The sequence below is a fragment of the Bradyrhizobium barranii subsp. apii genome (assembly GCF_011516635.5).
In the GTDB taxonomy this organism is placed as follows: Bacteria; Pseudomonadota; Alphaproteobacteria; order Rhizobiales; family Xanthobacteraceae; genus Bradyrhizobium; species Bradyrhizobium barranii.
Genome location: NZ_CP096255.1, coordinates 2300632 through 2314780 on the forward strand (window position 1 = coordinate 2300632; position 14149 = coordinate 2314780).

Annotated in this window: 6 protein-coding genes; all 6 read right to left on the reverse strand. The window is 64.9% G+C overall.

Annotation, left to right across the window (positions count from 1 at the left end):
- Positions 1–2: 2 nt before the first annotated feature.
- The 6 genes from treY to HAP41_RS11055 are packed head-to-tail and all read right to left on the reverse strand — an operon-like array spanning position 3 to position 14011.
- Entirely contained in the window at positions 3–2789 is a 2787-nt protein-coding gene (gene treY / locus HAP41_RS11030; protein WP_166102480.1) for a malto-oligosyltrehalose synthase, read from the reverse strand.
- A 1-nt stretch (position 2790) separates the two neighbouring features.
- Positions 2791–4545: a malto-oligosyltrehalose trehalohydrolase gene (treZ, locus tag HAP41_RS11035; protein WP_166102476.1), complete on the reverse strand. Its 1755-nt coding sequence runs from the start codon at positions 4543–4545 to the stop codon at positions 2791–2793.
- Positions 4542–6620, reverse strand: coding sequence for a glycogen debranching protein GlgX (gene glgX, locus HAP41_RS11040; protein WP_071910126.1), 2079 nt, complete (start codon positions 6618–6620; stop codon positions 4542–4544). The genes treZ and glgX overlap by 4 nt, the downstream gene beginning before the upstream one ends.
- A 3-nt stretch (positions 6621–6623) precedes the next feature.
- Positions 6624–8771, reverse strand: a complete 2148-nt coding sequence (gene glgB, locus HAP41_RS11045) for a 1,4-alpha-glucan branching protein GlgB (RefSeq protein ID WP_166102472.1) — start codon at positions 8769–8771, stop codon at positions 6624–6626.
- Complete coding sequence (gene treS / locus HAP41_RS11050; protein ID WP_166102467.1) at positions 8764–12054, reverse strand: maltose alpha-D-glucosyltransferase; 3291 nt, start codon at positions 12052–12054, stop codon at positions 8764–8766. The genes glgB and treS overlap by 8 nt, the downstream gene beginning before the upstream one ends.
- 10 nt (positions 12055–12064) lie before the next feature.
- The gene (locus HAP41_RS11055) at positions 12065–14011 is read right to left on the reverse strand and encodes a maltotransferase domain-containing protein (RefSeq protein WP_166102463.1); all 1947 of its coding nucleotides are present in this window, start codon (positions 14009–14011) and stop codon (positions 12065–12067) included.
- Positions 14012–14149 lie beyond the last annotated feature (138 nt).

Below are 14149 nucleotides of genomic sequence, written 5' to 3' on the forward strand. Positions count from 1 at the left end.
CGTCAGCTACGAGCGCGCTGTTGCCTGGGTCTCGCCGTGCTTGCGGCGCGTGCTTCGATGACCGCAGCGGGAATATCCCGGAAGGCTTGCGCGAGCGGCAATTGATTGCCGGCAAAGTCCGGCCCGGTGTAGCCTGTGATGTCGATCGTCGCGTCAACGCCCTCGAACGCGGGCCATTGTCGGCCCTCTTGCGTGAACGGCGCAAACTGGCGCCCGACCACGACGATCGCAGCCGTGCGGCCGTGTCGGCGGACAAAGGCAATGACGTGGTCTGCGTGCGCGCCCTGGACCTGCAGCGGCTGATACTCGCCCTGCGCGAACACATCGGCGAGTTCGTTGCGCAATTTGAGCAGGTGCCGCGTCCAGGCCAGCTTGAGCTGGCCGTTCGGCCAGGTCTTGATCAGCCCGCGCCAGTCCGGCGCTTCCAGTGACGTCAGCGCCGTCTGCCGCGCGGCAAAGTCCACCGGGCGGCGGTTGTCGGGATCAACCAGCGACAGGTCCCAGTATTCGGTGCCTTGGTAGAAGTCCGGCACGCCGGGCAGCGTCGCCTTGAGTGTGAGCTGGCTCAGCGAGTTCAGGGCGCCGAGCAGCGCGACGCGGCGTGCCAGGGTCTGCAGCGCCTCCAGGAACTCGCTGGATTGCGCTGGATCGAGGATCTTCCCGATGAAGCTCCCGACGCCGTTCTCATAGGCCTCGTGCGGGTTGAGCCAGCTGGTCTCCTCCTTGCCCTCGCGCGCGGCCTTGAGCGCATAGGCCTGGATGCGCTCGACGAAGCCGGCATCGGCTGTCTCCCCGAGCGACCAGGCGCCGAGCAGGGTCTGGTAGAGCATGTATTCGAACGTCGCCGACGGGGCGCGCAGATTGCCGTCGAGCGCGAGGTGCGGCGCGTTCAGCACCTTCCAGCGTGCCACCGTGCTGGTCCATTCGCCGGGAATCTCGCTGAGCGCCGCGATGCGCGCGCGCGCGTCCTCGCCGCGCTTGGTGTCGTGGGTCGCGGTCGCCGTCATCCCTTGCGGCCATTCGTTGGCACGCGCGCGCATAGCCTCGTGGAAGGTAGGTATCGTGAGGCCGTTGCTCGCGGGGTCGCCGCCGACCTCGTTCAGGGCGAGCAGCCGGTGGAATTGATAGAACGCGGTGTCCTCCAGCGACTTCGCCATCATCGGTCCCGTGAACTGCTGCACCTTCAGCGCGAAGCGGCGCACCCGCGGGGCGCTGTGCGGGGGACGGCCGGGTTTGAGCAGGTCCATGGTCAGGGCATCGTGCAGGAAGTCGAAGATGCCTTCATCCGCGGCGAACCATTCCGCGCGGGCCCGTTCGATGGTGTCGTCGATCAGCTTGCGGTCGAGCGCGGTCGGGCCGCTATGCGTCAAATAGGTGCGATAGACCGGGAAATGCAGCACGTATAATTCGAGCGCCTGCCGCAGACTGTCGGCGGAGAAGTCGCGGGTCGAGTAGTGGCCGTTGGCGATGCGCGCGAGCAGTCGGGTCAGCACGGTGAATTCGCTGGTCAGCAGCGTCTCCAGCACGCGCCGCTTGGCATCCTTGACGTAAGGAGCCAGCCGCGGCGGGCGGTTGCTGATCTGCCGCCAGGTCTCGTTCAGCGCCTCCAGCCCTTTCGCGTCGACCAGAACCTGGGTGATGACGTTCATCCACTCATAGCCCGTGGTGCCCTGAACGCCGGCAAAACGCGGCAGGCGCTCGTGCTCGCACAGGATCTTTTCGATCACGGTATAGAACGGTTTGGTGTTGCCTTGCGCGTCGCGCACCAGCCGGCGCAGCCGCTGGCAATATTGCGCGGGATCGCGCAGGCCGTCGATGTGATCGAGGCGGATACCTTGCAGCTTGCCGTCGGCAATGAGCTGCTTCACCAGCCGGTGCGTGGCGGCGAACGTGCTCGCGTCCTCGACCCGCAGGCCCGCAAGCCCGTTGACGTCGAAGAAGCGACGATAGTTGATGTCGCTGGAGGCGAGCCGCCAGTGCCCGAGCTTGTAGTGCTGGCGCTCCAGCAGATGATGCAGCGCCAGCGTCTGCGCTGGACGATCCTTGGCGGAACGATAGGCGGCGAGGCCGCGTACGATGATGTCGGCGCTGCCTGCGATCTCCCTGAGCTCCGCCTTGAAGCCGGGCGCCTCCCTGCGGTTGGGGCGACGCAACCCGGTGTAGCGGGCCGCGAGCGCGAACAGGCTCTTGCCGGCCTCGGTCTCGGCGGCGTCGGCCTCCTTCACGATCACGCGCAGCATTTCGCCGTAGCGTTCCGGCGCGATCGGCAGGCGATGCTCGAAATACCAGGCGGAAAAACTGCCTTCATCGGCATCGTAGCGCAGCTCGATGTCGCCGCGCTCCAGCGCCTCGCCATAGGGCGAGCCGAGGATCGGCAGCAGCACGCCGCCCCGGGCGCGATAGGCCAGTTGATCCCAGTCGATGTCGAAGGAAACCGCATGCGGCGAGGCCTGGCCCCATTCCAGCACGTCGAGCCACCAGGGATTGTCGGCAAAGTGCACGCCGACATGGTTCGGCACGAAGTCGATGATGAGGCCGAGGTCGTGCTCCTTGAGGGCATCACTCAGCCGGGCAAAGCCGGCCTCGCCGCCGAGCTCGGGATTGAACTGGCTGTGGTCGACGGTGTCGTAGCCGTGGGTCGAGCCCTTGCGCGCCTTCATCACCGGCGAGGCGTAGAGATGCGTGATCCCGAGTGCCTTGAGGTAAGGCACGACCGCGGCGGCCTTGTCGAAGTCGAAATCCGCGGTGAGCTGAAGCCGATAGGTCGCAAGAGGAATGGCAGGAGGCATGCTAACCTCCGAGATGCCAGATCACCGACCAGGGTGGGAGCCGATCGCCGCTGACAGAGCCCCAGATCGGCGTGCCTGTCGCGTCGCTGGGACGTGCGATGTCCTTGTCCGAGAGATTGGCGGTCAGGCGCAGCCTCGCGCCGTCGCCCATGCGCCAATGCGCGGTGAGCAGGCCGCTATCGGCCGTCTCGGCATCGCCGAACCTCGCACCCTTCAGCCGCGGTGCGATCTCCTTGTGACGCAGCGCGAGCAGCTCCCGCACCAGCGCGAGCCGCGCATCCTGCTCCGGCGTGTGGCCGGTCCAATCCAGCAGGGCCGATTGCAGCGTTTTGGGATCGAGTGGGTCGGGGACCTCGTCGCCGTATTTCTCGTAGGCCCAGGCATATTCCTGCTTGCGCCCCTTGCGCACGGCATCGGCAAGGCCACCCTGGAAATCGCAGAAGAACGGGAAGGGCACCGTGGAGCCCCATTCCTCGCCCTGAAACAGCATCGGCACCATCGGTGCGAGCAGGGTGACCGCGAGCGCGGCTTCGATCTGCCGCGGTGATGCCAGGCTCTCGAGCCGGTCACCCAATGGGCGATTGCCGATCTGGTCGTGGTTTTGCAGGAAGTTGACGAAGGTCGCCGGCGGCAGCTCGCCGCTCGCCTCGCCGCGCGGCTTCTTGCCCCAGAACTCCGAGATCTCGCCCTGGTAGACGAAGCCCGAGGCGAGCGCGCGCGCGAGATCCATGCGCGGCGTCTGGTAGTCGGCGTAATAGCCCGCGAGCTCGCCGGTCAGCATCACGTGCCAGAGGTGGTGATAGTCGTCGTTCCACTGCCCGCGATATTTGCCGTTGGGCGGATCCTGCGCGGCATCGAGCAGGCTCGCGCGGTTGTCGCCGTTCTCCAGCACGAGATGGATGTGCCGCCCGGTGGCCCTGGCAAGCTCGCCGGCGGCGACGCTGAGGTCCTGCAACATCGACTGCTCGCCCGGGATCGCCATGATGTGGTTGGCGGCATCCAGTCTCAGGCCGTCGAAGCGGTAGTCGGTGAGCCAGGACAGCGCGTTCTCGACTGCGAAGGCCCGGACCTGCGGCACGCGATAATCGATCGCGCTGCCCCATGGCGTATGCGCATCGGTGAAGAAGGCCGGCGCATAGCGGCCGAGATAGTTCCCCTCGGGGCCGAAATGATTGTAGACGACGTCGAGGAACACCGTCAGCCCGCGCAGATGCGCCTCGTCGATCAGTGTCTTCAGGTCGTCGGGCCGGCCATAGGCGCTGTCGGGCGCGTACCAGAGCACACCGTCATAGCCCCAGCCGCGGCTGCCGGCGAAATCGGCCAGCGGCATCAATTCCAGCGCAGTGATCCCGGTCGCAACGAGATGATCGAGCTTGTCGATCATGGCGCGGTAGGTGCCCTCAGGCGTGAAGGTGCCGACATGGGTCTCGATCAGCACCGTCTCTTCCCAGGGACGTCCGCGCCAATCGCGCGCGCGCCACGCGAAGGCATCATGATCGACGACTTCGCTCGGGCCAAAAACGTCGTCCGGCTGGAAGGCCGATGCGGGATCGGGCACGTCGATCTCGTCGTCGATCCTGAACTGGTAGGGACTGCCGACGGGCAGGCCGGCAATCTCGGCGACATACCAGCCATCCTGCCGGCGTTGCATCGCGTGCCTTCTGTCGAGCAGGAGATCGACTCGGCGAGCACCGGGCGCCCACAGCCGGAACGACACGCCGTCCTTGGTCGGCCTCGCCCCGAAGGATGGTCTCATAGCGCCCCCGCGAAGGCGAGCACGGAGCGCGGCGGCGCCTTGCTGTCGCTTCCGGGCTGCAGATCAACACTGTTCGGTCTGGCATCGGTGGTGTTCAGGATCTGCTGCCAGCTTTTGTACTCGGCCATTTTGGGCAATTTGAATGCGATCTCTTCGGGGGCGGCGTTCAGTACGATAAAGATCGCGGCGCTCCCCGGTTCCATCGGTCCCATCACATACGAGAGGAACCGCCCTTCCGGGAATTTCCAGTCGTTCTCCGTCATCTCGTCGCCGGCGGGCGTCAGCCACAGCGCGCCGTAGGAGACGCCGTCCTTGGGCCGGCCGTCGAGCCAGCGATGGCTGCGAAGCTGCGAGAAGCGGCGGCGGATCTCTGCGAGCCCGGCGACGAAATCGACCATGTCGTCGCCATCCTTGCCGAGATTGTCCCAGCCGACCCAGCCGACCTCGTTGTCCTGGCAATAGGCGTTGTTGTTGCCGGACTGCGAATTGCCGACCTCGTCGCCTGCCAGGATCAGCGGAACGCCCTGCGCCAGCATCAGGCAGGCCAGCACGTTCTTGCGAAGCTGCCGCCGCAGCCCGAGAATCCCGGGATCGTCGGTCGGACCCTCGACACCGCAATTGTTGCTGTGGTTGTCGCTGGAGCCGTCGCGATTGTCCTCGCCATTGGCCTCGTTGTGCTTCTCGTTGTAGCTGAAGAGGTCGGCGAGCGTGAAGCCGTCATGCACCGTGATGTGGTTGATGCTGGCGCGCGGCCGCCGTCCGTCATGGTTGAACAGGTCGGATGAGGCCGTCATGCGGCTCGAGATGTCGCCGATCAGGCTGCCTTCGCCGCTCCAGTAGCGGCGCATGGCGCTGCGATACCGATCGTTCCACTCCGACCATTGGGAAGGGAATGCGCCGACCTGGTAGCCGCCGAGCCCGAGATCCCAGGGTTCGGCGACGAGCTTCACCGCTGCCAGCACCGGGTCCTGCCGGATCGCCGTCAGGAACGAGCTGCCGCGATCATAGCCGTTCGGTCCGCGCGCGAGCGTGGTCGCGAGGTCGAAGCGGAAGCCGTCGACATGGCAGACCTCGACCCAGTAGCGCAGCGAATCCATCACCATCTGGAGCACGCGCGGATGGGTGAGGTTCACCGACGAGCCGCAGCCGGTGAAGTCGTCGTAATAGCGCGGGTTCTCGCGGTTCAGCCAGTAATAGGAGGCATTGTCGATGCCGCGGTAGCACAGGGTCGGACCGAGATGATTGCCTTCGGCCGTGTGGTTATAGACGACGTCGAGCATCACCTCGATGCCGGCATCGTGCAGGCGCGCGACCGTGGTGCGGAAGGAATCGAGCGCATTGTCCTGGGCGTAGCGCGGTTCGGGCGCAAAGAAGGACAGCGTGTTGTAGCCCCAGTAGTTGACGAGCTTCTTCTCGACCAGAATGCGGTCGTCGATGAAGCTGTGGATCGGAAGCAGCTCGACGGTGGTGACGCCGAGCGTTTTCAAATGCTCGATCATCGCCGGCGACGACAGGCCGCCATAGGTGCCGCGCAAATTCGGCGGCACGTCGTCGCGCTTCTGCGTCAGGCCCTTGACGTGGGCCTCGTAGATGATGGTGTCTTCCCAGGGGATGTTGGGCCGGATCTCGCGACGGCCCCAGTTGAAGGTCTCGTCGACGACGACCGCCTTGGGCATGCCGCGCGCGTTGTCGCGCCGGTCGAAGGAGAGGTCCTCGCGCGGCGAACCGGTGCGATAGGCGAAATGGGCATCGCTCCAGACCAGCCGCCCGGCGAGCCGTTTGGCGTAGGGGTCGAGCAGCAGCTTGTTGGCGTTGAAGCGGTGGCCGTGCTCGGGCTCGTAGGGGCCGTGCACGCGATAGCCGTAGAGCTGGCCCGGCGAGATGTCGTTGAGATAGCCGTGCCAGACGTCCTCGGTCCGCTCGGGCAGCTCGACACGCTCGAGTTCGCGCCTTCCTTGCGTGTCGAACAGGCACAGCTCGACCTTCTGCGCATTGGCGGAGAACAACGCGAAATTGGTGCCGCGTCCGTCCCAGCTTGCGCCAAGGCGTGCGGGCGATCCAGCAGTCAGGCGCATCGGTCAGCTTTCCGGAACGAGGAAGATCGCGGCGAGCGGCGGAACGGTGAGGCGAAGCTCGGGCACCTTGCTGCCAGCGGCATGAACCTCGCCGATGTTTCCGACATCGGTGCCGCCGTAATGGGCGGAGTCCGAATTGAACACCTCTTTCCACTTGTCGGCGAAGGGCACGGGGACGCGATAGTTGCGATAGACGTTGGGCGAGAAGTTGATGATCACGAGACACCGTGCGTGCTCGTCGAATCCCTTGCGCAGCCAGGCGAACACGTTGCGGTTGGCGTCATCCGTGATCAGCCATTCGAAGCCGGCCGGTTCGCAATCCATCTGGTGCAGCGCCGGCACCGCGCGATAGAGCCGGTTGAGGTCGCGGATCAACGCTTGGATGCCGGAATGGTACTTGTATTCGAGCAGGTGCCAGTCGAGCGACTGGTCGTGATTCCATTCGCGGCTTTGCGCGAGTTCCGCGCCCATGAACAACAGCTTCTTGCCGGGATGGCCGAACATGAAGCTGTAATAGGCGCGCAAATTCGCAAACCTCTGCCACTCGTCGCCGGGCATGCGGCCGAGGATCGAGCGTTTGCCGTGCACGACCTCGTCGTGCGACAGCGGCAGAATGAAGTTCTCCGAGAACGCGTAGTGCAGACCGAACAGGATATCGCCGTGATGATGCTTGCGGTGGATCGGATCCTTGCTGATGTAGTTCAGCGTGTCGTGCATCCAGCCCATGTTCCACTTGTAGCCGAAGCCGAGCCCGCCGAATTCGACCGGGCGCGAGACCTGCGGCCACGCGGTGGATTCCTCGGCCGCCGTGGTCGCCTGCGGGAAGCGCGCGAACAATTCGGTGTTGAAGCGGCGCAGGAACGCGATCGCCTCGATGTTCTCGCGGCCGCCATACTGGTTCGGAATCCAGGCGCCCGGCGGGCGGCTGTAGTCGAGATAGAGCATGGAGGCGACCGCATCGACGCGCAGCCCGTCGATCGCGTAACGCTCGAGCCAGAACAGCGCATTCGACACCAGGAAGTTCGTCACTTCGGTGCGGCCGTAATTGTAGATCAGCGTGCCCCAGTCGAGGTGGCGGCCCTGGAGCGGATTGGCATGCTCGTAGAGCGAGGTGCCGTCAAAGCTGCCGAGCCCGTGGGGATCGTCAGGGAAATGGCCGGGCACCCAGTCGAGCAGCACGCCGACGCCCTCGCGATGGCAGGCATCGACCAGCGCGGCAAAATCCTCAGGCCCGCCGAAGCGGCTGGTCGGCGCATAGAGGCCGGTCGGCTGATAGCCCCAGGAGCCGTCGAACGGATGCTCGCTGACGGGCAGGAATTCGAGATGGGTAAAGCCCATGTCGCGAGCATAGGCCGGCAGCTGCTCGGCCAGCTCGCGATAGGTGAGCCATTCGTCGCCGTTCTTGCGGCGCCAGGAGCCGAGATGGACCTCGTAGATCGACATCGGCGCCGAGAGCGCGTTGATGCCATCCGGCGCCGGGCGCGGGCGCGCGAGATGTGCCTCGTCGAACACGATGGAAGCCGTCTTCGGCCGCACCTCGCTCGCAAAGGCCATGGGATCGGACTTCAGCGGCAACTGGTGGCCGTGCGGCCCGATGATATCGAACTTGTAGTGGTCGCCGCCCTTGGCGTGCGGGATGAACAGCTCCCAATAACCGGCACCGCGGACCCGCATCGGATGGCGCCGCGCGTCCCAGAAATTGAAGTCGCCGACCACGGACACGCGCCGCGCATTCGGCGCCAGCACGACGAAGCCGATGCCGTCGATGCCTTCGAGCCGCATCGGATGCGCGCCGAGCTTGTCGTAGAGGCGCTGATGGGTGCCTTCGCCGAGCAGATAGAGATCGAAATCGGTCAGGATCGGCGGGAAGCGATAGGCGTCCTCGAACTCGACGATGTTGTCGCCGAACCTGGCGCGGAGCTGATAGCGCTTCGAGCCGTTCGGCAAGGCGCCGATGAACAGGCCCGAAGCGTGGACGCGATCGAGCTTCGCCACCTCGCCATGTTCGCCCACCGCCTCGACATTGGTGGCCTCGGGGAGGAACGCGCGCACCACGCTCTTGCCGCCCTCGGGATGCAACCCGAGATAATGGAAGGGGTCGGAGTGGCGGCCCTCGATGATCGCGTAGGCCTCGGCTGGCAGTTTAGGCATGGGCTTCGCTCTCATTGGACAGAATGCGAAGCAGTCCGGTCAGCGGCGCGCGGAGCCCCTCAGGCCGGTGGGACAGCTCGTACTCTACTTCGTCGAATGCTTGATCAAGCAGGAAAAACCTTAACAGGCCTTCCGCGGATTGCCGATCTTCCGGCCACAGCCGGCGATCGGTCATGGCTTCGCGGTAAGCGTTAAGGAATGTCGCGGCGGCGCGTTCGCGCCATTCGCCGAGTGCGGTCGCGAGCCGGTCCTGCTCGTCGGATGCGCCCGTCAGCGCGCGGCTAAGCGCTGTGTTAACCGAAAGCTCAATCGAGCGGATCAGGCCGGCGACGTCGCGTGCGGCCGGTGCCTTACGCCGCTTGTCGGCCAGCGGCAGACGCGGATCGCCGTCGAAGTCGATGATGAAGATATCGTCCTTCACGATCAGAATTTGCCCGAGGCGGAAGTCGCCATGATGACGGATGTTCAACCCGACGATGTCGGATGGCAAGAGCGCATTGAGGTGGTCGGGCAGGGTCGCGCGCACCGCGACGAGCTGGTCGATCAGAGGCCGGTCGGTCTCGCGCAGGCCGTCGCGGCTGTCGGCCAGCCGTTCGAAGATCCGCTCGGCCCGTGCCTTGAGCTCGGATGCCCAGCGCTCGACCTGCGCGGGGCCGATCGGCTCCGGCGCGAGATCGTCGGGCCTTGCGGCGGCGAGAGCCACGTGCAGCTCGGCGAGCCGCCGGCCGATCTGCGCCATGAAGTGCAGGTAAGGCGCCTGCTCCTGGGTCTCTCGAGGCGCTTCGCTCATCGGCGCCAACCGCTGCTCGTCGATATAGCGGTCGAGATAACCCGTGGTGACGGCCCAGCCGTCGCCCTGGTTTTCGACATAGGCGTGCAGAACGCCGACCGCGCTGCTTCGATCGCCTTCGACCAGCTCGACGCTGCCGAGCAGCGCCGGCGTATTGGCAAAGTGCGCGACGTCGGTGAGGTAGGAGCCAATCTCGATCTCGGGATTGATGCCGCCTTTGAGCTGGCGATAGATCTTGGCGACGTACTGGTTGTCGACCAGCGCCGTGCTGTTCGACTGCTCGATGGCGCGGATGCGTTCGGGCTCCTTGATGATGTAATCGGCGAACCGGCTGGTCGCCTTGAACTCCAGACGCAGATTGTTCTCTTCCACCACCAGGTTCTGCGACAGATTGCGCAGGAACAGGCCGATGAAGATCTGCTCGGTCGCAACGTCGAGCAAGGTACCTTCGCGCGCGCCCTGACGCACGGCGGCGAGCGCCTTCGGGTTGAAGCGTTCGCGGTCGAAGCGCACCCATTCGATCTGCATCGGCAGCACGTAGCGCGCCGTGGCATCCTGTTGCGGGGTTTCGAAGACCGCGATCCAGGGCCTGTTGTCGCCGATGTCGCAGAACGGCACCGCCGAGGTCAGCGTCGGCTTGATCTGCTTGGGATCTTGCTCGGGATACCAGCGCGTGCGCGACAGGAAGCCTGGCAGCACCTCATGCTCGAACACGCCGCGCTCGCGCGCCAGCGACACCCAGGTCGAATTGACCGGCACCACCAGCGTCTCGAACTCAGGCACCGCGCGCGGCGTCACCGGCTCGGACTTGTTGCGCTCGGTGAGCTGGAACCAGTAGAAGCCGTAGGGCCCCAGCGTGATCATGTAGGGCACCTCGCCGATCGGCGGAAAACGCGTGCGTCCGAGCATCTCCTGCGGAATGCGGTCCTTCCACGGCGACAGGTCGAGCTCGGTCGCCTGGGCTGCGCGCGAGAGGTTGGCGACGCACAGGATCACCTCGTCGTTGTACTGCCGGACATAGGCCAGCACGGCGCGGTTGGCCGGGCGGATGAAGGTCATGGTGCCGCGGCCGAAGGCGAGGGTCGATTTGCGCACCGAGATCAGGCGCTTGGTAGCGCTGAGCAGCGAGGACAGGCTGCGCGACTGCGCCTCCACGTTCACCGACTCGTAGCCGTAGACGGGGTCCATGATCAGCGGCGCGTAGAGACGGGCGGGATCGCAGCGGGAAAAGCCGCCATTGCGGTCCGGGCTCCACTGCATCGGCGTGCGCACACCGTTGCGGTCGCCGAGATAGATGTTGTCGCCCATGCCGATCTCGTCGCCGTAATAGATGATCGGCGTGCCCGGGAATGACAGCAGCAGCGAGTTCATCAGCTCGATCTTGCGGCGGTCATTGTCCATCAGCGGCGCGAGGCGCCGGCGGATGCCGACATTGATGCGGGCGCGGGGATCGTTGGCGTAGGTGGTCCAGAGATAGTCGCGCTCGACGTCGGTGACCATCTCCAGCGTCAGCTCGTCATGGTTGCGCAGGAACAGCGCCCATTGGCAGCTTGCGGGAATGTCCGGCGTCTGGCGCAAGATGTCGGTGATCGGAAAGCGGTCTTCCTGCGCGATCGCCATGTAGATGCGCGGCATCAGCGGGAAGTGGTAGGCCATGTGGCACTCGTCGCCGCGGCCGAAATATTCCTGCACGTCCTCCGGCCATTGATTGGCCTCGGCCAGCAGCAGCTTGCCCTTCGAATAGGAATCCAGCTCCTGACGCAGGCGCTTGATGATGGCATGCGTCTCGGGGAGGTTCTCGTTGTTGGTGCCGTCGCGTTCGCAGAGATAGGGGATGGCGTCGAGGCGGAATCCGTCGACGCCGGCATCCAGCCAGCGCTTCATGACCTGGATCAGGGCGCTGACCACACGCGGATTGTCGAAATTGAGGTCCGGCTGGTGCGAGAAGAAGCGGTGCCAGTAGAACGCCCCGGCCTCGTGGTCCCAGGTCCAGTTCGACTTCTCGGTGTCGGTGAAGATGATCCGCGTGCCCTGGTATTTCTGGTCGGTGTCGCTCCAGACATACCAGTTGCGGGCGCTCGAGCCCGGATGGCTGCGGCGCGCGCGCTTGAACCATTTGTGCTGGTCGGAGGTGTGATTGACGACGAGCTCGGTGATGACGCGCAGGCCGCGCTTCTGCGCTTCCTGGATGAAGCGCTTGAAGTCCTTCATCGTCCCGAAATCGGGATTGACCGAGCCGTAGTCGGCGATGTCGTAGCCGTCGTCGCGTCCTGGCGATGGATAGAACGGCAACAGCCACAGCGCGGTGACGCCGAGCTCCTGGAGATAGGGCAGCTTCTCGGTCAGTCCGGCGAAATCGCCGATGCCGTCATGGTTGCTGTCGGCAAACGCCTTGACGTGGAGCTGGTAGATGATGGCGTCCTTGTACCAGAGTTCATCCACGATCTCGGCTGCCTCGGCTTTTTGGGTGTCGACGGAAGACAAAACATTCATGGCGTGATCCTTACGCCAGGCAGCGGAACAGCAGCGCCGGGTCGCGGTCGGGATCTATATGTAATTTGATCCCGCCCCATTCGATGCGGGACAGTTCGCCTGTGATGAGATTTTCGAGTGCGGTGACGTGGCGGTGTGCGCCGCCGGCGTCGATGGTGAGGTCGCCGAGCGGCAACCAGACTTCGCGGACATGGCCCGAGAGGGCGATGACCGCGACGACGGTGTTGGCTGGATCGGCCGCCTCCTTGGCAAAGGCGATCGTCTCGCCGTCCTCGACGCCGAGGAAGCGCAAATTCTCCATTTGTTGAAGTGCGGCGTTATCGTTGCGGATGCGATTGAGCGCGGCGATGTAGGGCTTGATGTTGCCGGGCCGGTCCCAGTCGCGCGGCTTGATCTGGTATTTCTCGGAATCGAGATATTCTTCGCGGCCGGGAATCGCGTCATGCTCCAGCAGCTCGAACCCGCTGTAGATGCCGTAACTGCCGGACAGCGTCGCGGCCAGCGCGACCCGCGACTTGAACGCCCAGGGCTCGCCGCCCTGGAGATGATAGGGCAGCAGGTCGGGCGTGCTCACGAACAGGTTCGCCCGGTAGAAATCGCGCTCGGGATAGCGCGTCAGCTCGCCCAGATATTGCTCCAGCTCCCATTTCGCCGTGCGCCAGGGGAAATAGCTGAAGGACTGTGCAAAGCCGAGCTTGGCGAGGCCCTTCATCAGCTTCGGCCGCGCGAAGGTCTTGGAGAACAGGATCACCTCGGGATGGCGGCGGCGGATGTCGCTGATCAGCCACTCCCAGAACGGAAGCGGCGCGGTGTCGTGATTGTCGATGGCGAAGATGGTGACGCCGTGGTCGATCCAGAACAGCATGGCATCGCGAAACGCGTTCCACAGCCCGGCCCTGTCGACGGAGGCGAAATCGGGGACGACGATGTCCGAATAGGGATCATCCGCCGTCCGCACCGAGCGATCCGGCCGCCATTTGAACCATTCCGGATGCTGCGTCAGCCAGGGATGGTCCGGCGAGCATTGAACGGCGAAGTCGAGCGCGAGCTCGAGGCCGTATTCGAGACAGGTCGCGACCAGCGCGCGGAAATCCTCGATCGTGCCGAGCTCGGGATGCAGTGCATCGTGCCCGCCCTCGGCCGTGCCGATCGCATAGGGCGAGCCGGGATCGCCTTCGGTCGCCACCGGCGCATTGTTGCGGCCCTTGCGGCGGGTGCGGCCAATGGGGTGGATGGGCGTGAAGTAGAGCACGTCAAAGCCCATCGCGGCGATGTCGGGCACGCGCGCGATGCAGTCACGCAGCGTGCCATGCCGGCCGGGACTCTGGCTCTGGCTGCGCGGCATCATCTGATACCAGGCGCCGAAGCGCGCTTTGTCGCGGTCGACGATCAGCGGGAAGTTCTGCGAGCGGGTCAGGTCGGGCCGCGACTGGCTCTCGGCCATGGCCGCGCCGAGATCGGCTGCAAGCAGCGAGCCAACATCGCCGGTCTGAAGATAATCCTCGCATTGCTTCACGATGACCGCCGCGGCGTCCTGCCGGGCGCCATGTGCCTTGGTCAGGAGGCCGGCGCCCTCGATCGCGTCGAGGCTGACGTCCGCGCCGGCGCGTCGCTTGCGTTCGACCCCGTGCGACCAGGTGGCGAATTCGTCGGTCCATGCTTCGATCGCATAGACATATTGGCCGGGCTCGACGGGGGTGAACGCGCCGGACCAGCGGTCATTGCCGTGATGGATCATCGGCTCGCTCCGCCATTCTCGGTCCTGCTCTCCTCGCCAGATCAGCGCGGCACCGATCACCGCGTCGCCGTCGCGATAAATGTCGGCCCAGATGTCGACCCGTTCGCCCGCAATCCGCTTCACGGCGAAACGGCCGCTGTCGATCGAGGGATAGATATCTTCGATGAGGAAAGCGCCGCCGGCTGCGGCACTCTCGACAGTTTGAATTGTCTTGTTCACGGTGATGCCATTGACAAGAAAGCAGGAGCCCGTTTCCCTTGTCGGGAACCTACGCTTGATACCAATATAGAAAGCCGCTTGTGTGTCATTGGTTCCCTTGGGAACGGCAGGCACGGTCTGCGAGTTAGCCCCGACTAA

What these genes read in the sequence shown, in the direction of transcription:
- treY (WP_166102480.1), bottom strand. Translation starts at nt 2,789, where the DNA reads ATGCCTCCTGCCATTCCTCTTGCGACCTATCGGCTTCAGCTCACCGCG.
- treZ (WP_166102476.1), bottom strand. Translation starts at nt 4,545, where the DNA reads ATGAGACCATCCTTCGGGGCGAGGCCGACCAAGGACGGCGTGTCGTTC.
- glgX (WP_071910126.1), bottom strand. Translation starts at nt 6,620, where the DNA reads ATGCGCCTGACTGCTGGATCGCCCGCACGCCTTGGCGCAAGCTGGGAC.
- glgB (WP_166102472.1), bottom strand. Translation starts at nt 8,771, where the DNA reads ATGCCTAAACTGCCAGCCGAGGCCTACGCGATCATCGAGGGCCGCCAC.
- treS (WP_166102467.1), bottom strand. Translation starts at nt 12,054, where the DNA reads ATGAATGTTTTGTCTTCCGTCGACACCCAAAAAGCCGAGGCAGCCGAG.